This window comes from Deinococcus murrayi DSM 11303, assembly GCF_000482805.1.
Lineage (GTDB): Bacteria > Deinococcota > Deinococci > Deinococcales > Deinococcaceae > Deinococcus > Deinococcus murrayi.
In genome coordinates, this window is record NZ_AXWT01000018.1 from 43675 (window position 1) to 63512 (window position 19838).

General features: G+C 69.4%; 23 protein-coding genes and 1 pseudogene. 15 read left to right on the top strand and 9 right to left on the bottom strand.

Going from position 1 to position 19838, the window contains the following annotated elements:
• Positions 1–775 (top strand): annotated as a pseudogene (locus tag H565_RS16680) (IS630 family transposase); the annotation flags it as partial.
• Positions 776–796: 21 nt separating this feature from the next.
• Here the strand turns inward: H565_RS16680 and H565_RS0103585 are convergent.
• Genes H565_RS0103585 through H565_RS0103595 form a run of 4 tightly spaced genes read right to left on the bottom strand, consistent with a single transcriptional unit; the run spans position 797 to position 2949 of the window.
• A complete protein-coding gene (locus tag H565_RS0103585; RefSeq protein ID WP_027459834.1) occupies positions 797–1339 on the bottom strand; it encodes a 3'-5' exonuclease in 543 nt (180 codons plus the stop codon).
• Positions 1336–2289 carry a UV DNA damage repair endonuclease UvsE gene (gene uvsE, locus H565_RS14215; RefSeq protein WP_425387381.1) on the bottom strand — a complete coding sequence of 318 codons (954 nt, stop codon included), beginning with the start codon at positions 2287–2289 and terminating at the stop codon, positions 1336–1338. Before uvsE ends, H565_RS0103585 begins: the two co-directional genes overlap by 4 nt.
• Positions 2286–2462 (bottom strand): DUF2256 domain-containing protein, encoded by a 177-nt coding sequence (locus tag H565_RS17020; RefSeq protein WP_425387382.1) that lies wholly within the window; start codon positions 2460–2462, stop codon positions 2286–2288. The genes uvsE and H565_RS17020 overlap by 4 nt, the downstream gene beginning before the upstream one ends.
• Complete coding sequence (locus H565_RS0103595; RefSeq protein WP_027459835.1) at positions 2455–2949, bottom strand: gluconokinase; 495 nt, start codon at positions 2947–2949, stop codon at positions 2455–2457. Before H565_RS0103595 ends, H565_RS17020 begins: the two co-directional genes overlap by 8 nt.
• A gap of 131 nt (positions 2950–3080) precedes the next feature.
• Between H565_RS0103595 and H565_RS0103600 the strand changes: the two genes are divergently transcribed.
• Positions 3081–3416, top strand: a complete 336-nt coding sequence (locus tag H565_RS0103600; RefSeq protein ID WP_027459836.1) for a PadR family transcriptional regulator — start codon at positions 3081–3083, stop codon at positions 3414–3416.
• On the top strand, positions 3413–4435 hold the full coding sequence (locus H565_RS16570) for a permease prefix domain 1-containing protein (protein ID WP_027459837.1): 1023 nt from the start codon (positions 3413–3415) through the stop codon (positions 4433–4435). The genes H565_RS0103600 and H565_RS16570 overlap by 4 nt, the downstream gene beginning before the upstream one ends.
• On the opposite strand, the gene H565_RS0103610 is transcribed toward H565_RS16570, so the two are convergent.
• Entirely contained in the window at positions 4432–5505 is a 1074-nt protein-coding gene (locus tag H565_RS0103610) for a 3-deoxy-7-phosphoheptulonate synthase (RefSeq protein WP_027459838.1), read from the bottom strand. The two genes, H565_RS16570 and H565_RS0103610, sit on opposite strands and share 4 nt — an antisense overlap.
• A gap of 475 nt (positions 5506–5980) precedes the next feature.
• Here H565_RS0103610 and mbhE point away from each other — a divergent pair, with 475 nt between their 5' ends.
• The 7 genes from mbhE (at position 5981) to mnhG (ending at position 12170) form a co-directional block, all read left to right on the top strand.
• Positions 5981–8305, top strand: coding sequence for a hydrogen gas-evolving membrane-bound hydrogenase subunit E (mbhE, locus tag H565_RS14220; protein WP_034408250.1), 2325 nt, complete (start codon positions 5981–5983; stop codon positions 8303–8305).
• On the top strand, positions 8302–8781 hold the full coding sequence (locus tag H565_RS0103620; RefSeq protein WP_027459839.1) for a Na(+)/H(+) antiporter subunit B: 480 nt from the start codon (positions 8302–8304) through the stop codon (positions 8779–8781). The genes mbhE and H565_RS0103620 overlap by 4 nt, the downstream gene beginning before the upstream one ends.
• Before the next feature lie 167 nt (positions 8782–8948).
• A complete protein-coding gene (locus H565_RS0103625; RefSeq protein ID WP_027459840.1) occupies positions 8949–9392 on the top strand; it encodes a sodium:proton antiporter in 444 nt (147 codons plus the stop codon).
• Positions 9389–10930 carry a proton-conducting transporter transmembrane domain-containing protein gene (locus H565_RS0103630; RefSeq protein WP_027459841.1) on the top strand — a complete coding sequence of 514 codons (1542 nt, stop codon included), beginning with the start codon at positions 9389–9391 and terminating at the stop codon, positions 10928–10930. Before H565_RS0103625 ends, H565_RS0103630 begins: the two co-directional genes overlap by 4 nt.
• Positions 10927–11460: a Na+/H+ antiporter subunit E gene (locus H565_RS14225; protein WP_034408253.1), complete on the top strand. Its 534-nt coding sequence runs from the start codon at positions 10927–10929 to the stop codon at positions 11458–11460. The genes H565_RS0103630 and H565_RS14225 overlap by 4 nt, the downstream gene beginning before the upstream one ends.
• Positions 11457–11717: an MrpF/PhaF family protein gene (locus tag H565_RS0103640; RefSeq protein WP_027459842.1), complete on the top strand. Its 261-nt coding sequence runs from the start codon at positions 11457–11459 to the stop codon at positions 11715–11717. Before H565_RS14225 ends, H565_RS0103640 begins: the two co-directional genes overlap by 4 nt.
• A gap of 48 nt (positions 11718–11765) precedes the next feature.
• Entirely contained in the window at positions 11766–12170 is a 405-nt protein-coding gene (gene mnhG / locus H565_RS0103645; RefSeq protein WP_027459843.1) for a monovalent cation/H(+) antiporter subunit G, read from the top strand.
• A 167-nt stretch (positions 12171–12337) separates the two neighbouring features.
• Here mnhG and H565_RS0103650 read toward each other — a convergent pair whose 3' ends face one another.
• A complete protein-coding gene (locus H565_RS0103650; RefSeq protein ID WP_027459844.1) occupies positions 12338–12661 on the bottom strand; it encodes a hypothetical protein in 324 nt (107 codons plus the stop codon).
• Between the two features lie 23 nt (positions 12662–12684).
• Positions 12685–13269, bottom strand: coding sequence for a YIP1 family protein (locus H565_RS0103655; RefSeq protein WP_027459845.1), 585 nt, complete (start codon positions 13267–13269; stop codon positions 12685–12687).
• Positions 13270–13328: 59 nt separating this feature from the next.
• Here H565_RS0103655 and era point away from each other — a divergent pair, with 59 nt between their 5' ends.
• The gene (gene era, locus H565_RS0103660) at positions 13329–14255 is read left to right on the top strand and encodes a GTPase Era (RefSeq protein WP_027459846.1); all 927 of its coding nucleotides are present in this window, start codon (positions 13329–13331) and stop codon (positions 14253–14255) included.
• Between the two features lie 29 nt (positions 14256–14284).
• Here era and H565_RS0103665 read toward each other — a convergent pair whose 3' ends face one another.
• A complete protein-coding gene (locus tag H565_RS0103665; RefSeq protein ID WP_027459847.1) occupies positions 14285–14617 on the bottom strand; it encodes a nucleotide pyrophosphohydrolase in 333 nt (110 codons plus the stop codon).
• Positions 14618–14677: 60 nt separating this feature from the next.
• On the bottom strand, positions 14678–15169 hold the full coding sequence (locus tag H565_RS0103670) for a DUF4384 domain-containing protein (protein WP_027459848.1): 492 nt from the start codon (positions 15167–15169) through the stop codon (positions 14678–14680).
• Positions 15170–15272: 103 nt separating this feature from the next.
• Here H565_RS0103670 and ftsH point away from each other — a divergent pair, with 103 nt between their 5' ends.
• The 4 genes from ftsH (at position 15273) to msrB (ending at position 19828) form a co-directional block, all read left to right on the top strand.
• The gene (gene ftsH, locus H565_RS0103675) at positions 15273–17198 is read left to right on the top strand and encodes an ATP-dependent zinc metalloprotease FtsH (protein ID WP_027459849.1); all 1926 of its coding nucleotides are present in this window, start codon (positions 15273–15275) and stop codon (positions 17196–17198) included.
• 47 nt (positions 17199–17245) lie between these two features.
• Positions 17246–18868, top strand: coding sequence for a carboxylesterase/lipase family protein (locus H565_RS0103680; protein WP_157468867.1), 1623 nt, complete (start codon positions 17246–17248; stop codon positions 18866–18868).
• Positions 18869–18877: 9 nt separating this feature from the next.
• Positions 18878–19168 (top strand): hypothetical protein, encoded by a 291-nt coding sequence (locus H565_RS0103685; RefSeq protein ID WP_157468868.1) that lies wholly within the window; start codon positions 18878–18880, stop codon positions 19166–19168.
• Positions 19169–19342: 174 nt separating this feature from the next.
• Positions 19343–19828 carry a peptide-methionine (R)-S-oxide reductase MsrB gene (msrB, locus tag H565_RS0103690; RefSeq protein ID WP_027459852.1) on the top strand — a complete coding sequence of 162 codons (486 nt, stop codon included), beginning with the start codon at positions 19343–19345 and terminating at the stop codon, positions 19826–19828.
• Positions 19829–19838 lie beyond the last annotated feature (10 nt).

A 19838-nucleotide genomic window follows, 5' to 3' on the forward strand; every position in this document is an offset into this window, starting at 1 on the left:
CTGGGGGAGCTGCTGCGTGCAGGACCGCTGGCGGCAGGCTACCCCGATGCGCGCTGGACAACCTCCCGCGTGCGGGAGGTGATCGGAGCGTGCTTCGACGTGTGGTACCACGCCGATCACGTCAGGAAGTTGCTTCACCAGCTCGGGTTCAGCCCTCAAAAACCAGAACAGCGTGCTGTGGAGCGGGATGAACAAGCCATCCAGACCTGGGTCGAGCAGACGCTCCCCAGGTTGGAAAAAAAAGGTCGAGCAGGGCGCGACCCTGGTCTTCCTCGATGAAAGTGGCTTCAGCCTGAAACCGACGGTCACCCGCACCTGGGCGGTCCGAGGACACACACCGATCATCACGGCCAAAGCCAGCTGGGACAAGCTTTCCACCATCGGCGCCATCACCACGAGCGGCCAGTTCCTGCAACACACGCGCTCGGGAGCCATTCGGGGCGCCCAGGTGGTGTCCTTCTTCCACCATCTTCTCCGGCACGCCCAAGGCGAGATCGTCGTCGTGATGGACAACGCTCGCATCCACAAAACGAAGGCCCTGAGGGCCTTCGTCGAGCAGCAGCCTCGTCTCACCGTCAAGTATCTCCCGCCCTACGCGCCTGAGCTCAACCCCATCGAGCGGGTGTGGGCCTACGTCAAAGGGTCAGTCCTGGGCAACTTCTGCCCCAAGGACCTCGCTGAGCTGAAGGGGAGGCTAAACGCCGCGTGGCAACGGGTTCGCTCTGTTCACCTTCCACAGCGTCTCACTCACGCCTACTGCACGTCCCAAACTTAGGCCGGAACCAATAAGGTCCGGCTAGACCCCCACCCGCAGCCGCTCCAGCAGGCGCAGGTACGCCTCGGCGGTCACGCGCACGTCGCCCAAAGAGCGGTGCCGCCCACCGGGAGCGAAGCTGAGGCCCAGCCGCTCGGCGAGGAGGTCGAGGCGGTGCGAGCGCTCTGCGGGAAACGCTTGGCGCGAGAGTTGCAGGGTGCAGTGCTGGGCCGGGGGTGCCCAGCGCAGGCCGTAGCGCCCCGTCGCCGCCCGCAGAAAGCTCGTGTCAAAGCTGATGTTGTGCGCGACGACCACTGAGTCACCCACGAAGTCGAGAAACTGGGGCAACACGTCGCCAAGGTCCGGGGCGTCCCGCACCATCGCGTCGCTGATGCCGTGGACCTGCTGCGCCCGCCAGGGAATCCGCAGGGGGTGACCGTCGCCACTCAGCGGGCGCACCAGCGTCTCGAAGCGCTCGTCCTCCACGACGCGGCCATCCCGAACCCGCATGGCCCCGATTTCGACGATGGCGTCGCGTTGGGGCGATAGCCCGGTCGTTTCTAGGTCGAAGACGACGACGTTCACGAGTCGCAGGGTAGCGCGTCCGGCGGGGAAAGCGGCCCCCCTTCGGCGGCCCGCACCCCCGCGGCCTGAGCCGACATCAGTGCCGCGAGTGCCTCTTCCTTGCCCTTGGCCTCTACCTCAATCCAGGGCACGTCGCGGTAGGCGCTGGGGAAGTCCGTAATCAGGTGGCTGTGGCGGCGGTCTTGGGGGCTGCCCAGGCCGTTGGAGAGATGGACGACCTGCCACGCCGGGGGCCGCCAGGTGGCGCGTGCCTTCAAGACCCACTCGCGCACGCTGGGATGCTCCTGGCTGGGCAGGCCTTCGCGGATGACGTGATGGTGGGCATCGAACACGAGGGGCACGCCCGTTCCCTCGCAGACGGGCAAGAGGTCCTGCGGGCCGTAGGCGCGTTCGTCGTTTTCCAGGCCCAGGCGCAAGCGGGCCGCGTCGGGCAGGTCGGGGATGACCGCGGCGAGTTCGGCCCCCCGCCCCCCCTTGCCACCGTGCAGCAGCAGCAGGTTCCAGGTCGAGCGCGGAAAGCCGAAGCGGTCGAGCGTGTCGGCGTGAGCGGCCAGCGCCCGCACGCTGGCGGCGCGGACCTCCGGGCGGTCAGAGTTCAGCACGATGAACTGTTCGGGGTGCATCAGCACGCGGATTCCGGCGTTCGTCAAGGCCTCCCCCGCCTCCCGCATCTGCCCGGCGAGGTGGTCCAGCACCGCCCGCCCGGTGTCGTCGCCCTCCAGGTCGAACATCGGAAAGAGGCTGGAACTCAGGCGGTAGAGCCGAATGCCCCGCGCCGCGCAAAACTCGGCGGCCCCCCGCACCCGGCGGATGTTGTCGGCGTACAGGTCGAGGAGCTTGGCTTCTCGCTCGGCGGGCGAGAGCTTTTGGTAGTTCGTCCGGGTGACCGTTCGGAAGCGCACCTCCGGGCCGACCGTCATGCACACCAGGCCGTAGGCGGGGGTGCTCACGAGGCCCCCCGTTTCGCCGCCGCCCGGCAGCGGTCCGAGCAATATTTGACCTGCTCCCAGTCGCGCTCCCACTTCTTGCGCCAGGTGAAGGGCAGCCCGCACACCGCGCAGACCTTGCTGGGCCGCTCGGAGGGCTTGCGGCCCCCGCCAAAGCCCTTGGCCCGCTCAGGCATGGGCCACCTCCAGCGCGGTTAGAGCGCGGGCGGCGAGAGCGGTGGGGAGGTCGGCAGCCGCCACGTCGAGGGTCAGCACGTCTGGCTCGTCCCGGCCCGGCAGTTCCAGCGTGGCGAGTTGCGAGGGCAACAGGTCCGGCCCCGCGTAGTGCCCGGCGCGGGCCGCCAGCCGCTCGCGCAGCGAAGCCTCCGGCACCCGCAGGAACAGGAAGCGCACCCCCGGTCCCCGCAGGGCGTCCCGGTAGACCCGCCGCAGCGCCGAGCAGGCCAGCACCACGCTCTCCCGCGCTCCCAGTTCCGCTCGCAGCCGCTCCAGCCAGGGCCAGCGGTCCGCGTCCGTCAGCGCCTCGCCCCGTGCCATTCGGCGGCGGGCGTCCGGCGTGTGGAAGTCGTCGCCGTCCAGAAAGGGCCAGCCTGTGCGGGCGCTCAGCTCGCGCCCCAGAGTCGTCTTGCCACTGCCCGCCACGCCCATCACAACCAACCGCATGGGGACAGTCTGAGGGTTGGCCCACCGGGCAACCGTGGGCATGAAGGAAATGGGTTGACGCCGGGGCCAGGACCCCTCAAGCTGGGTAGCACAAGCCTTGCGAGGCAAGCCTTTCCCCTGGAGGTTCATCCATGACGCCCCTGAAATCCGGCACCGTCGATCTGGTCATCCTGTCGTCCCTGCACGAGCAGCCGCGCTACGGGCTGGAACTGGCCGACCACATCGGCACCCGCAGCGGGGGCCTCTTCGAACTCTCGGAGGGGAGCCTCTACCCCGCGCTGCTGCGGCTGAGCCGGGCCGGGCTGATCGAGGGCGAGTGGCACCCCACGCCGGGGGGCGGCAGTCCGCGCAAGGTCTACCGCCTGACCGACGCGGGGGGCCAGGAACTTGCGCGGCGGCGGACCGAGTGGGAACGGCTTCAGGTGGCCGTCAACGCCCTGCTGCTGCGCCGGGGGGCGTTGGCATGAGCCGCACCTTCTCCCGCTACGTCCACCGCGCCACGCTGGGCCTGCCCCGGCAGGAGCGCCTGGAAGCCGCCGCCGAACTCCGCACCCACCTGATGGACCGCGCCGCCCGGCTGGAAGCCGAGGGCTTTTCGCGCGAGGAAGCCGAACACCTTGCCGTGAAAGGCATGGGCGACGTGGGCGTGACCAACCGCCAACTGCTGGGGCACGTCTTCACCAACCGGGTGGCCTGGGCCGTCCTGGCCGTGCTGGTGCTGGGGGGAGGAGGCTGGTGGGTATGGCAGAACGTGCCGCTGCCGATGTGGGGACAGGCGACGTGGCGCTGGGACAGCGAGCTGGAGACGGCGGACCTGGCGGCGTTGTTCGAGGATTCCGCCGCACCGCGCGGTGACTACCTGGCCGGGCAACTCTCGGTTCCCTCCCGGACCACCTGGCTGTATACCGCGCTGGTCCCCCGTGACGACGAGGGTGCCGCCTGGCTGAATCTCTCGAATCTTCAGCTCAGCACAGAGCAGGGGCAGGCGTCTATCCCGGCGAATCGGCGGGTCATCTCTCGCGTGCTGCTGGGCGGCGCAGCCTGGGAAGCGGCCACGCCCAACTGTGAAGGTGCCGCGCCGCAGGTCCGGCTGTATGTCGGGACGCTGCCGATCAGTCCCTGGGGCCTGGGCAGCGTCTGCACGGGAGTCAAGCTCCCGCCTACCAGCCAGCTCTGGGGCTGGAGCGCAGGCTGGCAGCCGGTGGCGCAGGAGCGCACGCCCTTGCCCCTGAACCGCTGGACCGTGGTGGCCGCTTACGGGGTAGGCTACGGGGAGAAAGGGCGGGAGAAAAACACTTCCGTCGTCACCCAGCCTTCGCTGAGCCGCCACGCCGTCCTATACGCCGTGATGCCCGCCGACCACGCCCTGCACACTGGACACGGGGTTCCGCCCGGCACGTCCGGCAACATCTACCTGGAAACCAAAACCTGGGTGAAAGACGCCGCTGGCCTTCCCCGCCCGGTTCTGACCATGCCCCGTCCCTAAGCCCCCAGCGCCGCGTGCGCCTCCAACAAAAGCGCCTCGGTTTCCTCCCAGCCCACGCAGGCGTCGGTGACGCTCACGCCGGGCTGAAGCTGCGAGAGGTCGGCGGGGATGGCCTGCTTGCCGGGGCGCAGGTTGGATTCCAGCATCAAGCCCCGGATGGCTCCCTGACCCGCGAGGCGCTGCGCGAGCACGTCCCGCCACACCGCCGCCTGCCGGGTGTGGTCCGAGCCGCTGTTGGCGTGCGAACAGTCCACCATGACGGCGGGGGTCAGGCCCGCGGCTTCCATCAGCGCGGCGGCCTCCGCGACGAAGGGGGCGGCGTAGTTCGGCCCGGCCCGGCCCCCGCGCAGGATGACGTGCCCGTGCGGGTTGCCCCGCGTGTGGACCACGCAGGCGCGGCCATCGTCGTCCACTGTGAAAAAGGCGTGGGGGTGCCGGGCCGCGAGGATGGCGTCTACGGCGAGCTTGAGGCCGCCGCCCGTGCCGTTCTTGAAGCCCATCGGGGCGCTGACCGCACTCGCCATCACCCGGTGGGTCTGCGACTCGGCGGTGCGCGCCCCCAGACAGGCCCACGCCACCGCGTCGAAGAGGTACTGCGGCGCAAAGGGGTCAAGCAGCTCGGTGGCGACCGGCAGGCCGAGTTCGGAGACGCGCAGCATCAGCTCGCGGGTGCGGCGCAGCCCGGCGTTCATGTCGTTCGCGCCCGTCATGTCGGGGTCGATGAGAAAGCCGCGCCAGCCCACCGTCGTGCGGGGCTTATCGACGTAGACGCGCATCTGCACTTCCAGCCGCCCCGCCACCCGTGCCCGCAGAGCAGCGAGGCGCTCTGCGTAGGCCAGCGCCTCCCCGAAGTCGTGGACCGAGCACGGCCCCACCACCGCGAGCAGGCGCTCGTCCCGCCCCGCGAGGATGTCCTGCGCGGCTTGCCGCCCGGCGAGCACGGTCGCCTCGGCGGCGGGCGTCAGGGGCAGCTCGACCTTGAGGTCGCGGGGGGTGACGAGCGGCGTAAAGGCCGTGACGTTGAGGTTTTCGGTGCGGGTAGGGTGGAGGGGAGGGGCAGGCTGAGGCATGGTGGTCCTTTCGGGGTACCAATGAAGCAATGAAAAAAGGCCCGGAGGGGTGGGACTCCTCCGGGGGGCTGGGGGGGCTGCCAGTGCAGCGCGGCGTTCAGGCCCGGAGGAACCGGGGCCAATAGAAGAACGCGGCGCGGGGCGACATGCGGTCAGTGTACGGCGGACAGGTGAGAACGGAGCCGGGCGGTCTAGAGGATTGGGCGGGGGCGCAGCCCGCCCCCGCTCCAGCCTGACCCAGTTCGTCCGGTACACTGGCCTCCGGTCGGACGCAAGCCCGCGCGGGAGGCTACTCGCCAGGGCACGCGGGTCCGAGGACCAGTGGAGCCGGAGGGGGACGGCTCCAGCCCCTTTTCCTCTTGTCCACAGGGGGCGACCGCCCGGCCCCGGTGCCCCAGGTGGGGCGGCGCGGCGCTCCAGGCTTTCCGGAGGTGTCCATGTCCATACCGTGTTCTCTTCCCGGCGCGGGCGGTCCATGACGCTCGCGGTCTTTTTCCCGTTTCTGATGGCCGCGCTCGCCGCGTGGCTGGGGCCGCGGCTGGGCCGCCGCACCGGGTACGTCGCGGCGGCGGCCTTCTTGCCCGCCCTGCTTTTGATTCCTGACCTGCTGCGGATGCCGGGGGCGACCCCCGCGCTGGAGGTCACCCGCTGGGTGCCCACGCTGGACCTCGACCTCGCCTTTCGGGGAGACGGCTTCTCGCTGCTGTTCGCCGTCCTGATTGGCGTCATCGGCACGCTGGCGAGCCTGTATTCGGTCGCTTACCTCTCGGACCGAGAACGCTTCGGGCGTTTTTACAGCTACCTGCTGCTCTTCGGCGGCTCGATGCTGGGGCTGGTGCTCACCGACAATCTCGTCGCGCTGTTTGGCTTCTGGGAGATGACCAGCGTGACGAGCTTCCTCCTCATCGGGCTGTGGCACACGCGCTCGGCGGCGCGGGACGGGGCGGTCAAGGCCTTTTTGGTCAGCGCGCTGGGGGGCTTAGCTCTCTTGGCCGCCGTCGCGCTGATTGCCTTGGGCGGCGGCAGCACCTCGCTCTCGGCGCTGGACGTGGCGGCGCTGCGCGAGTCGGCATACTTCGCCCCAGCGCTGCTGCTCACGCTGCTGGCGGCCTTTACCAAGTCGGCGCAACTGCCCTTTCACCTCTGGCTTCCGACCGCGATGGAGGCCCCGACCCCGGTGTCGGCCTTCTTGCACTCCGCGACGATGGTGAAAGCAGGGGTGGTCCTGGTTGCCAAGTTCGGGCTGCTGTTTGGCTCCTCGGCGCTGTGGTCCGGTATCATCGTGCCGGTGGGCCTGGCCACGCTGGTGTGGGGGTCGTGGCTGGCGCTGCGGCAAACTGACCTCAAAGCACTGCTGGCCTATTCCACCGTGTCGCAGCTCGGCCTCCTGATGAGCCTCTACGGGTTGGCCGACGCCGAGGGCCGCTTTGCCGCGACCGTGCATCTGCTCAATCACGCGGCCTTTAAGGCGGCCCTCTTTTTCGTGGTGGGCATCATCGACCACGAGACGGGTACGCGGGAGATTCCGCTGCTGGGGGGGCTGCGCCGGGCGCTCCCCGTCACCTTCGCGGTCGCCCTGCTCGCCTCGCTCAGCATGGCGGGGCTGCCGCCCCTCGGCGGCTTTATCTCCAAGGAGCTGTTTTACGAAACCATGCTGCACCAGGGGCCACTCTTCCTGGCGGTAGCGGTCGCGGGCAGTGCGCTGACCTTCGCGTATTCGTTCCGGCTCATGCGGGTCTTTTGGGGCAGCCCCCGCGCCCCCGCTGGGGCCACGCCGCACGAGGCCCCGCTCGGCCTGACCGTGCCCGCGGCAGGCCTCGCGCTCACCGCGCTGGCCTTTGGGCTGTTGCCCGGCACCGCCGAGACGCTCACCCGTACGGCGAGCGCGGCGCTGAACTTCGCGGATTACGGCGGTTACCTCAAGCTGTGGCACGGAGTCACGCCCGCGCTGCTGGCGACGGTGCTGACCTGGCTTATCGGGGCGGCGCTGGTCTGGCGTGCGGCGACGGTGGAGGCGCTGGGGCGGCGGCTGACCCCCCGCGTGAATGCCAACACGGTCTATTACGCCCTCACCCAAACGGTGAATGTCTTTTCCTCGTGGCTGATTGCCCGCACCCAGGGCTTGCCGCTGCCCGACCAACTGCGCATCATGCTCGCTGCCGCCGCCCTGATGGCGGGCTACGCGGTGTGGCGGGCACCGCAGGTTTTTCCGCCCATCGGCACCCCGCCGCTGGGGGTCCTGCCGGTCGCCGCGCTGCTGGTGGCCGGGGCGGTAGGGGTGCTGCTCTCGCGGGGCCGCCTCACTGCCGTCATCGTGACCGGGCTGACGGGCTTTGGCAGCGCGGCGGCGTTCCTGGCCTTCCGCGCCCCCGACCTCGCGCTCACGCAACTGCTCGTCGAAGCGGTCACGGTGATTCTCTTCTTGCTCGCCTTCCGCTACCTGCCGGGGGTGCGCGACCTCCCGCGCACGCGGGGGCGCTACGCCTTTGACGTGCTCGTCGCGGGGCTGGCGGGGGTGGGGGCCACCCTGCTGGTGCTCGCCAGCCTGCGCTTTCAGGCCCCGCCCATCTCGCCCTACTACCTCGAATACAGCTACAAGGGGGGCGGCGGCAAGAACGTGGTGAACGTGATTTTGGTGGATTTCCGCGGCTTCGATACCCTGGGTGAGGTGCTGGTGGTGGGCATGGTCGCCCTCGCGGTCCTGAGCCTGGTGCGGTTGGGCAAGCCGGGCCGCCCCCGCCGCGCCCCCGACGACGCGGCAGAACTCGCGGCAGACCTCGCCGCCCGGAGGCGGCCATGACTCCCCGCCCGCGTGACCCCCAGGGTCCGGCTCCCGCGCCCCTGACGGGCGACCCCATCTTGCGCTCGACGAGCCGGGCCGTGTTCGCGCTGGTGCTCCTCTTTGCTTTCCTGCTGCTGTGGCGAGGGCACAACGCGCCGGGCGGGGGCTTTATCGCCGGGCTGATGACCGCGAGTGCGCTTTTGCTGCACCGCATCGCCTACGGCTCTTCTGCCCTGCGCACCGACCCGGTGCGGCTGATTCCCTGGGGGCTGGCGCTCTCCTTCACCACCGGGCTGGTGCCCTACCTGCTGGGCAAGCCCTTTCTCAAGAGTGACTACGGCTACATCACCACGGCGATTACGGGCGAGTTTGAGTGGGCGACCGCCCTGCTCTTCGACCTGGGTGTCTTTCTCATCGTGGTGGGGGGCAGCCTCACCATCGCCTACGCCCTGACCGACGTGGAGCCGCAGGAGACGGTGGAGGGGGACGAATGAAGCGGCAGCGACCAGTGGCCAGCCCCCAGCCGCCAGGGGGCGGCGTGGCCCAGGCTTTCCGGCTCCTTCCACCGCTTTCTTGCCGTGCTTTCCGCAACACCTACGGCTCTGTCCAGCTGGCCGCTGGGTCCTGGCCGCTGGAAACCCGTTCCCCGGAGGCCCCCTGAATGGAACCCCTCTTTGCCCTGATTATCGGCTTGCTGGTGGCGGCAGGCGTCTTTTTGCTGCTGTCGCGGGTCATCGTGCGGGTGGTGCTGGGGCTGAGCTTTATCGCCTATGCTGCCAACCTGGCCATCCTGACGGTAGCAGGCCTGCGCGACGTGTCGCCGCCGCTCCTGACGCTGCCCGGTCCCTACACCGACCCCTTGCCGCAGGCCCTCATCCTGACGGCCATCGTGATTGGCTTTGCGACGACCGCCCTGCTGCTCACGGTGGCGCTGCGGGCCTATCAGGTCGCTGGACACGATGACGTGGCGGCCTTTGGCGACAATCTCGCCCGCGACCCGGACGCCCAAGACGGCTCCTTCGCCGACCCGGAGCACCAGAGTCCCGACCGCCCCGACGTCGAAGACGAGGAGGCCGACCCCGCCCCCACCGGAGGGCGCCCATGACCCCAGCGGACCTCGCGTGGCTGCCGCTGGCCCCCATCCTCACGCCCATGGGCCTCGGCCTGCTGCTGCTGTATCCCTGGCGCAGGCCCGTGCGGGTCGGCCTGGCGTTCGCCGGGGCGCTGCTGACCCTGCTGTTCGCTGCCGGACTGGTCGCGGCCACCGCCGGGGGCACGGTCCTGAGCAGCAGCCTGGGCGGGTGGCCCGCACCCTTTGGCATCGTGATGGTCGCCGACCGCCTCGCGGCGTGGATGAGCCTGCTCGCGGCCCTCAGCGGCCTGCTGGCGGTCTGGCAAGCCGCCGCCGACCCCGACCCAGTGCGGGAAAAACACCACTTCTTTGCGCTGCTGTTTTTCCTCTTTACCGGGGTGCAGATGTCGTTCCTGACGGGCGACCTCTTTAACCTGTTCGTGGCCTTTGAGGTGATGCTGGTCGCCTCCTACGCGCTCGCGGTGCTGGGGTCTACTCGCGAGCAACTGCGCGAAGGCTTCCGCTACATCGTCATGAACCTGGTCGCCTCGGCCCTGTTGGTGGTCACCTGCGGGCTGGCCTACGGGGTGCTGGGCACCCTGAACTTCGCGCATCTCGCGCAGCGTTCGGCAGAGCTGGGGCCGAACACCACGGTGACGGCGGTAGGCGTGCTGCTGCTGGTCGTGTTCGCGGCCAAGGGAGCGCTCTTTCCGCTGGGCTTCTGGCTGCCGGGCACCTATCCGGCGCTGCCGCCTGCCGCCGGAGCTTTTTTCGCGGCGGTCCTCACCAAAGTAGGCATCTACGCCCTGATGCGGGTGTTCACGACCGTCTTTCCCCAAGACCCCGCCCTGCCAAACACGCTGCTGCTGGGGCTGGGCGCCGTGACGATGCTCTTCGGGGCCTTCGGCGCCGTCAGCCAGCGCGAGTGGCGGCGTATCCTGTCTTTTACGGTCATCAGCTCGGTGGGCTACCTCGCCTTTGGGCTGGGGCTGGGCACCCCCGAAGCCTTGCGGGCCAGCGTGGCGTACCTCGCGGTCAGCGTGCTCGTGACGGCAGCGCTCTTTGCCATCGCCGCCGTCGCGGAGCGGGCCGCCGGGTCGCGGCTGGTGCGCATGCGGGGCATGTTGGATTTCCTGCCGCTGCTGGCGGGCTGTTTCCTGCTCTGTGCGCTGACGGTGGCGGGGTTGCCCCCGACCGGAGGCTTTGTCGCCAAGTACGCGCTCGTGCGGGCGGGCCTGGCCCAGGGGTCACCGCTGGCCCTGGTTGCCGTCGTGAGCGCCCTGCTCGCCAGCTTGGTGCTGCTGTACGCCATGCTGAGCGTGTGGCGAGGGTTTTTCTGGGGGCGGCACCTGCTGACCTTTCCGGTATACCGAGTCCCGCTCGGCCTGCGGGGGGTCGCCTACACCGCGACCGCGCTGGTCGCGGGGCTGACCCTCTTCGCCGGGCCGCTGTTCGGTTGGGCCGAGGCGACGGCACGCGAACTTCGCCAGCCAGAAGGGTACATCCGGGGTGTGCTCGGCACAGACCCCGTCGTGATTCCGCCCCCACCCACCCTCCCGGAGGAACCATGAACCGCCCGACCTTGGTTTCCCTGCTGGCGGTGGTCTGGGCCTTGCTGCTGGGCGACCCCGCCCTGCGCCACCTCGCAGTGGGGTTGGGGTTAGGGGTGCTCATCGTGCGGCTGTTTCCCGGCGGAGTGGGTCCGGGGGCAACCTTGCGGCGGCCCGACCTGCGGGCGTCGCTGCGGCGTGGCGTCGCCTGGCTCCGGCTGCTGGGGTTTTTCCTGCGCGAGCTGACGGTGGCCAACGTGCAGGTCGCGCTCCTCGCCTTGCAAAGCCGCCCGCGGCTCAATCCCCTCATCGTGGAGGTCCCACTGCGGCTGCGGAGCGAAGGAATGCTCACACTGCTCGCTTTTACCATCACCCTGATGCCCGGCACGGTCGCCATGGGCCTTAGCCGCGACCGCCGCACCCTCTACGCCCACGCCATCGGCACCGCCGACGCCGAGGCTGCCCGCGCGTCCATCGTGCGGGTAGAAAGCTACCTGCTGCCGCTGGAAACCCCTCCTTCCTCCCTTTCCCCCACCGGAGGCCCCGCATGATTATCAATCTCGCCCTGGGCATCGTGACCCTCTCGGTGCTGCTCGTGACCTACCGCGTGCTGCGCGGCCCCTCATGGGGAGACCGCATCATGGCCTTTGACTTTCTGAGCGTGAATCTGGTCGTGCTGTTCGCCCTCATCGCCGTGCGGACCGGGTACCTCGTGATGCTGGACGCCGCGCTGGTCCTCAGCCTGCTGGGATTTCTCTCGACCGTGGCCCTCACCCGTTACCTGCTGCTGGGAAGGGTGATGAAGTGAACCCGCGGGCTGACCGACGTTCGCCGTCCGCCGGGAGGGCAGCGCGGCATGGATGACTTCCGGCTCGCCCGCGACCTGCCCATCCTCTTTGGGGCCTTTTTCGTGCTCACAGCGGCGATTGGGGTGGTGCGCTTTCCCGACCTGTACTCGCGGCTGCACGCGAGCAGCAAGCTCGTCACCCTGGGGTCAGCGGGCATCTTCCTGGGGGTGGCCTTTGCCCTCAGCGACGCGGCGGCCTTTACCCGGCTGGCGGCGGTGCTGCTCTTTCAGTTCCTGACGACGCCCCTCTCGGCGTACCTCATCGCGCAGGCCGCCTACTTGCGGGGCCTGCCGCCCATCCTGACGGGCGGGGTCGACGAGTGGGGCGCGCTGGGCCGCGCCGATGAGGTCGCGCAGGCCGACCGCGAAGCCCAGCGCTTGCTGGCCGCCGAAAGCGGAGAGGACGAGGGTTAAAGCATCAGACAGAAAGAATGCCTGATGGTCTGACCCTCTCCCCTCTTGAGCCTCGCAAAGAACGGCGCAGCAGAGGAAGCCTTGCGAGCGCTTGGGGTGACCTGTACAGCTTCGCAGGAGAGGGGCGGCCAGACCAGCTCGCCGGGCATCGCCCCTCGTCCACTGCTCTAAGCGTCAGCAATCTGGCGCAGGCGCTCGACCCGCTCGGCCAGCTCGGCCAGGTGGAGGCCGCGCAGGGCGCGGGCGGCCCGGTCTATCCCGGCCCCATCCACCCGGTTTTCGTTCCAACCCGCGATGAGCATCGCGCAGCCCTGCAAGGCCTCCCCCATCTGCTCGCGGTGAAACATCGCGGCCAGCGTGCCTTCCCGCTGGGGCTGGGTTTGCTGCACCTGCCCCTGCACATCGAGGACGACCCCCATAAACACGGGGTCCAGCCGGGCGCGGTCGTCGGGCGAGAGGATGACGTCGGGGGAACCGGGCGCTGGGGTCATGGGAGGCAGTCTAGAGCACCCCCTCAGCGCCCGCCGAGGGGCGAGAGCAGCAGCGGCGCGACCACCAGGCCGACGAGCACGCCATTGAGCAGGGCCGCGAGCAACAGGGTCAGGCCCGCCGACACGGGGTCGCGCAGGTTCATGCTCGACTGCACGGCGAGGTACCCGAATGCCACCAGCGCCACCGTGACGAGCAGGCTGACCAGCCAGCCCAGGATGGGAATGATGCCGAGCAGGGTCCCCAGAATACTCAGGGGCACGTAAAACAGCGAGAAGGTGTAGGCGACTTCCTCGTAGCGCCCGGTGCCGCGGAAGAACTGACGGCCCAGGAGATAGACGGCCCCGGTAAAGACCCCGAACTGCACCGGAATCAGCAGCAGGCGGCTCAAAAACTGGCCCAGCACCGTCACGCCCTCGTGGAAGGGGGCGAACAGCGCCGCGATGAGGGCGGACACCAGCGCGGCGAGGCCCACGTACACAAAGGCCTGCTGGACCCCGCCGCGGCGCTCAAAGAGTTCAAAGGTCTGAGAACTGGGGCGACTCAACACCGCTGTGCTCTGGGCGAACATATCCTGGAGCGTGGCCTGTATTCGGGTCGGAGCGCTCATGTCCCCCTATACGCGGCGAAGACCAGAGACGTTCCTGCCCCCCATGCGACAATCAACCCATGACAGACCTTCCCTCCTCAGACGCGGCCAGCCCCCAAACCCATTCGGGCTTTGTGGCCATCGTGGGCAAACCCAACGTCGGCAAGAGCACCCTGCTCAATGCCTTTCTCAATACCAAGGTGGCCCCCACCAGTCCGCGGCCCCAAACCACCCGCCGGGGCGTGCGCGGCATCTTCTCTACCGATACCCATCAAATCGTCTTTGTGGACACACCGGGCCTGCACAAGCCCAAAGACGCGCTGGGCAAGTACATGAACCAGGAGGTCCACAGTGCCCTCAGCGACGTGGACGCGATTCTCTGGGTCGTGGACCTGCGCCACCCCCCCACCGACGAAGACCAGCTCGTGGCCCGGCAGGTGCGCGAGTTGCCCAAGCCCCTTTTCCTGATTGGCAACAAGACCGACGCCGCCAAATACCCTGACGAGGCGATGAAGCTCTACCGCGCCCTGCTCGAAGAACGCACGGGCGAGACGACCGAGGTCATGCTCAGCGCCCAAAACAGCCCGGAGGCGGTGGCCACCCTGCGCGAGCAGATTCTGGACGCCCTGCCCGAAAACCCCTTCTTCTTTCCGCGCGGCGCGGCTTCCGACCAAAGCCGTGAGCAGTGGGCCGCCGAAATCATCCGCGAGGAAGCGATGAAAAAGCTGCGCGACGAGCTGCCCTATGCCGTCGCCACCCGCGTGAACCGCTGGACCGAGCGCGAAGACGGCCTCCAGCGCATCGAAGGCGAAATCATCGTCGAGAAAAACGCTCACAAAGGAATGGTGATTGGGGCCGGGGGCAAGCAACTGCGCGAAATCGGGCAAGCGGCCCGCAAGCAGCTTGAGGTCTTCCTCAACCGCAAGGTGTTCCTGGGACTGGAGGTCATCGTGATTCCCGGCTGGCGCGAGGACGAGGAAGCGCTGCGGGAACTGGGGTACGAGTAAGGCGGTCAGCGGCGTTCGCCCATGCCGCGTCAGCTTTCCGGAGCCGCTTTCCTTGTCCAGCGCTCAGCGTCTCGCGTCTCGACCTTCTCCATCATCCGCGTGAAGCCGCGCTCCAGGTTCACTCCTCGCTCGTTCGCCATGCACAGCATCACGAAGAGGAGGTCGGCCAGCTCCATCTCCAGGTCGCCCGCCTCCTCGCCGAGCTTGGGCGTCTTGCCGCTCTGATGGGCAATCACACGGGCAATCTCGCCCGTTTCCTCGGTAAGGCGGGCCAGCATTAAGAGGGGCGGAAAGTACCCTTCCTCAAACTGGGAGATGTAGGCATCTACCCGGCGGCGGGCTTCCTCAAAGGTCAGGCTCATGGCCGGCAGGGTAACGAAAACCAGCCGCGCGCGGGCGGCTGGCCTCTGGTCGCTGGCTGCTCAGCGAATGTAGAGGTAAGTTTCCTGGACGTCGCGGTCAGCGGCGGCGTAGGGCTGAACATAGGTCGTCGTGACCGTGTTCCAGCGGCCCTGGTCGTACACCCCACTCAAGACGAGTTCAGTGGTGGGGCGCACCCGCGTGAAGATGGCCCGGACCCGCTGCACACCCAGCGGCGGAGCCACGTTGTAGGTCACGCCGTCTTGCGGACGGGGAAAGACCGTGGTGCCCGCCGGAACGGGCACGCCCTGCACGAGCACGCTCGCCATGCCGCCCGGTTGCAGGGCCACCAGCGTCAGGTAGCCTGGCGTACGGGTGGTCACCACGAAGCGGACCTCATCGCCCACCCGGTAGGTCGCCCCCTCGCCGCGGTCGGGGCGCAGGTCGGCAATCAGGTTGCTGCGGCTTCCGGCGAGGCCGAAGTTGCTGCCGACGGTCACGGTGCAGGAGCTGAGGCCCAAGGCGAGGGCACCAAGAAGAGCGAGGTGACGCATGAGGGCAGCCTAAGCCCCCAAGCTGACGCGCTCCTGAGAAGCGGGGGGCCAGAAGGTCAGGAATGGCCCCATGTGTCCCGCCCGCCGCGCCGTAGCATGGGGCATGCGCCGCCCCTGCCCGCCCCGCGCCGCATTCCGGCGGCTGCTGCCGCTGCTGCTGCTCACTGCCCTCGCCGTTCCCGCCGGAGCGGCCCGCACGGCAGCTCCCTTTGCCGGTCCCCAGGAAACGCGGCCCAGTGTGGCCTTGCCACCCGCTCAGTACACGCTCAATCGCCTCTTCGAGGACGCCGAAGCCGGGCGCATCCGGCTGCTGACCCTGGCGGGGACTGGGGACGCTTCGGTCTATCTGGAAGACCAGACGCGCCCCATCGCCCTGGTGATTCCCCCCGACGCCGCGACCCAGGCGAGCACCCTGACGCGGCTGCGCGAGGCGGGCGTGCCCCTGCGGGTCGTGACGGGTGGCTCGCCCTTCGCCTGGGTGGGGTCGGTGCTTCCGCTCATCCTGACCGGGCTGATTCTGCTCGTGCTGTGGCGCTCGCTGCGGGGCGGAACTGGAGGGAGCAACGCGGCGGGGGCGTTTGGGAAGTCGAAGGCGGCGGTGGTGCAAGAGGGGCAAATCAAGCTCACCTTTGCCGATGTCGCGGGCTGCGACGAAGCCAAGCAGGACCTCCAGGAAGTCGTCGACTTCCTGCGCCACCCAGAACGCTACCACCTCCTCGGTGCCCGCATCCCCCACGGCGTCCTCCTCGTCGGCCCCCCCGGCACCGGCAAAACCCTCCTCGCCAAAGCCGTCGCGGGCGAAGCCCGCGTCCCCTACTTCTCCATCAGCGGCTCCGACTTCGTCGAAATGTTCGTCGGCGTCGGTGCCGCCCGCGTCCGCGACCTCTTCGAACAGGCCCGCAAATCCGCCCCCTGCATCGTCTTTATCGACGAAATCGACGCCGTTGGCCGAAAACGCGGCGTCAACCTCCAGGGCGGCAACGACGAACGCGAACAGACCCTCAATCAGCTCCTGGTGGAAATGGACGGCTTTTCCTCCGGACAGGAGGTCATCATCCTGGCGGCCACCAACCGCCCCGATGTCCTGGACGCTGCCCTGCTGCGTCCAGGACGCTTTGACCGTCAGGTCGTCGTGGACGCCCCCGACGTGCGGGGGCGGGAGATGATTTTGCGCATTCATGCCCGCAAGAAGCCCCTGGACCCGTCGGTCGACCTCGGCGTGATGGCGCGGCGGACCGCGGGGATGGTGGGGGCAGACCTGGAGAACCTGCTGAACGAGGCGGCGCTGGGAGCAGCGCGGGCGGGGCGGTCGAAGATTGTGATGCGGGACGTGGAAGAAGCGCGGGACCGGGTGTTGATGGGACCGGAACGCCGAAGCCTGGTGGTGCGGGAGGCCGACCGCCGGGTCACCGCCTACCACGAGGTCGGACATGCCCTCGCCGCTCAACTCCTGCCCCATGCCGATAAAGTCCACAAAATCACGATTGTGCCGCGGGGACGGTCGTTGGGGTCGGCTCTCTACACGCCGGAAGACCGGATGCACCACACCCGCGCGGCGCTGCTCGACCGCATCTGCGTGGCGCTTGCCGGGCACGCTGCCGAGGAGGTCGCCACCGGGGAGGTCACCACGGGCGCGGCAAACGACTTTCAGCAGGCGACCGGTCTCGCCCGACGCATGGTCACCGAGTGGGGCATGTCGGAGGTGGGGCAGCTCGCGCTCGCGCAGGAGAGCGGCGGCTTCCTGGGCTATGGCCCGCAGCAGGGCGTCTACAGCGACCATACCGCCGAGCGCATCGACGCGGAGGTCGCCCGCATCCTCAATGGGCAGTACGAGCGGGCGGTGGGGCTGCTGCGCGAGCACCTGCACGTGCTGCACCGCCTCACCGACGAACTCGTCTTGCGCGAGTCGCTGAGCGGGGAAGACCTCGTCACCGTCTTGCAGGGCGGCTCTCTCACGTCCCCGGCCCTCCCGGAGGAGGACGGCGAGGCCCCCGCTTCCCCCTCCGGCCTGACGCCCAATCCGGCCTGAAGCCCGCCCCCATCCGCCCTCCGGCCCAGCTCTCTAGGCTGGGGGGCATGATGTCCCCACGCTCCTCGCGGCCCCTCGCGCTGTGGGCCGCTGCCCTGCTGACTACGGCGGCGGCCCAGGCCACGCCCCCAGTTCCGCCCGCCCCCACGGTCCCGGCCTCGCCCGCCGTGACCGGACAACCCGTGCAGGTGCGCGTCACCGAGGGAGTCCTGGTGGGCCGTGAGGCCGACGGCGTCCGGGTGTGGCAGGGCGTCCCCTACGCCGCCCCCCCCGTGGACGACCGCCGCTGGAAGGCCCCGCAGCCCCCCGCCCTGTGGGTGGGCGAGCGCGACGCCTCGCGCCCCGGCCCCGCCTGCTTGCAGCCTGCTCGCGGCAACAGCGGGGAAGGGGGTCGGGTGCGCGGTGCCGAAGACTGCCTCTACCTCAACGTGACGGCCCCCGCCAACGCCCGCAATGCCCCGGTGATGGTCTGGGTCCACGGCGGCTCCTTCCGCTCTGGCGCGGGGAGCGACTATGACGGTCGGGTGCTCGCCCGCGAGCAGGGCGTCGTCGTGGTGACCCTGAACTACCGCCTGGGGGCGCTGGGGTTTCTCGCCGCGCCGGGACTCCTGGAGGGCCGCACGGTGGGCAACTACGGCCTGCTCGACCAGCAGGCGGCCCTGCGCTGGGTGCGGGCGAACGCGGCTGCTTTTGGGGGGGACCCCCGCAACGTGACCCTCTTTGGGGAATCGGCGGGCGGCATGAGCGTGTGCGCCCAGCTCGCCTCACCGGGGGCGGCGGGCCTCTTTGACAAGGCGATTCTCCAAAGCGGCCCCTGCACCCCGGCCATCAACACCGCGCCCCTCCCCCAGGCCCTCCAGACCGGAGCCGCCTACGCCCGCGCCCTGGGCTGCGCGGCGGAGGACGCCGCCTGCCTGCGCCGGGTGCCCGCCGAGCGGCTGGTCACGGCCCAAGTGCCCGGCACCCGCGCCCCCGGTGCGGTGGCGCTGCCGCCCGTGTACGGCGACGCCACGGTCCCCCTGGCCCCCGCCGAGGCCTTTCGCCGGGGTGCGGTTCACCGCGTGCCCCTCATCGTGGGGAGCAATCAGGACGAGGGGACCCTCTTTGTCGCGCCGCTGGGGGGGCAGCGGGACTTGCCCTGGTGGCAGTATGCCGCCCTCGTCGCGCTGCTGGAACGCTGGAATACCCCCCGCATCCTGGCGAACTACCCCCTGCGCAACTACGAGACCGTGGGCCTCGCCGCCGCGGCCCTCGCCGGGGACGGCCTCTTTGCCTGCCCGGTCAACGACCTCGCCCGTGACCTCGCCCGCGTGACGCCCGTCTATGCCTACGAGTTCCGCGACCGCACAGCCCCCATCGAGGTGCCCGCCACCGCGACGGTGCCGCGCTACGGGGCCTATCACGCCGCCGAACTCATCAGCGTGTTCGGCACCCCGTTGCCCGGCCTCGCCCGCCCCGCGAGCTTCACGCCCCAGCAGGCTGACCTCGCCCGCACCATCCGCGCCTACTGGGGCAACTTTGCCCGCACGGGGAACCCCAACGGGGCGGGGCTGCCGCGCTGGGCACCCCTCGACCCCGCCCGCAACAACGTGCTTGGCCTCGCTCCCGGCGCAGTGGGTGAGCGCCTCGACTTCCGCCAGGAGCACCGCTGCGAAGTCTGGAGCCGCTAGGTGCGGGCGTTGTTCCTCGTCCCCCTGCTGCTCGCCGCTGGCCTGCTGACGGTGACCTGGACGCTGCGGCGCGACCCCCTCGACCTCGTGGCGGTGGGGACGGGCCTCGCGGCGATGGCCTGGGTCCTGCGCCTCACCCTGTGGGGCGACGAGCGCGGGCGGCTGGCCCTGCGGGTGCTCGCCGCCCTGCTCGTGGGGGTCGCCCTCTTCGGGGTGCATGCCCCCGCGCCAGCACTCCTGTTTGCCGCCGTCTTCCTCGGCAGCCAGTTGCTCACGCGCTGGCTGGTGCGCCGCCGGTAGAGGAAGGCTTCTGGGAAGGTGCTCAGCAAGGTCGCTTCCCTTTTCTTTCTGAGCCGAACCAAGTGAGAAACCGGGACCAGGGGGGCGCGAAGTGAAGCCGCTGCCCAAGACAAGCGCCAATGAAATGGAGCGCTGGCCTATGTTCTGCTTGTCGGCCCTTCCTACACTCGGCCCATGACCAAGCCCCCTGCCCGCCTCCCCTTCACCAAACCCAGCGCCGCAGAGCTGCGCGAGCGCCTGACGCCCCTGCAATACCGGGTGACCCAAGAGGAAGGCACCGAACGGGCCTTTACGGGCGAATACTGGAACCACGACGAGCCGGGCCTTTACGTGGATGTGGTATCGGGCGAGCCGCTCTTTTCCAGCCTCGACAAGTACGACGCGGGCTGCGGCTGGCCGTCCTTTACCCGTCCGCTGCCGGGCACGTCTCTCACCGAGCGGACCGACTACAAGATTGGCTACGCCCGCACCGAGGTCCGCTCGCGGGAGGCCGACTCACACCTCGGCCACGTCTTCCCGGATGGCCCGCAGGAGACCGGTGGCCTGCGCTACTGCATCAACTCGGCGGCGCTGCGCTTCGTGCCCGTGTCGGAGCTGGAGGCCCAGGGGTACGGCGAATATCTCCGGCTCTTCCGGAAGGAGGCCGCCACAGGGGAGTAACCACGCTTTC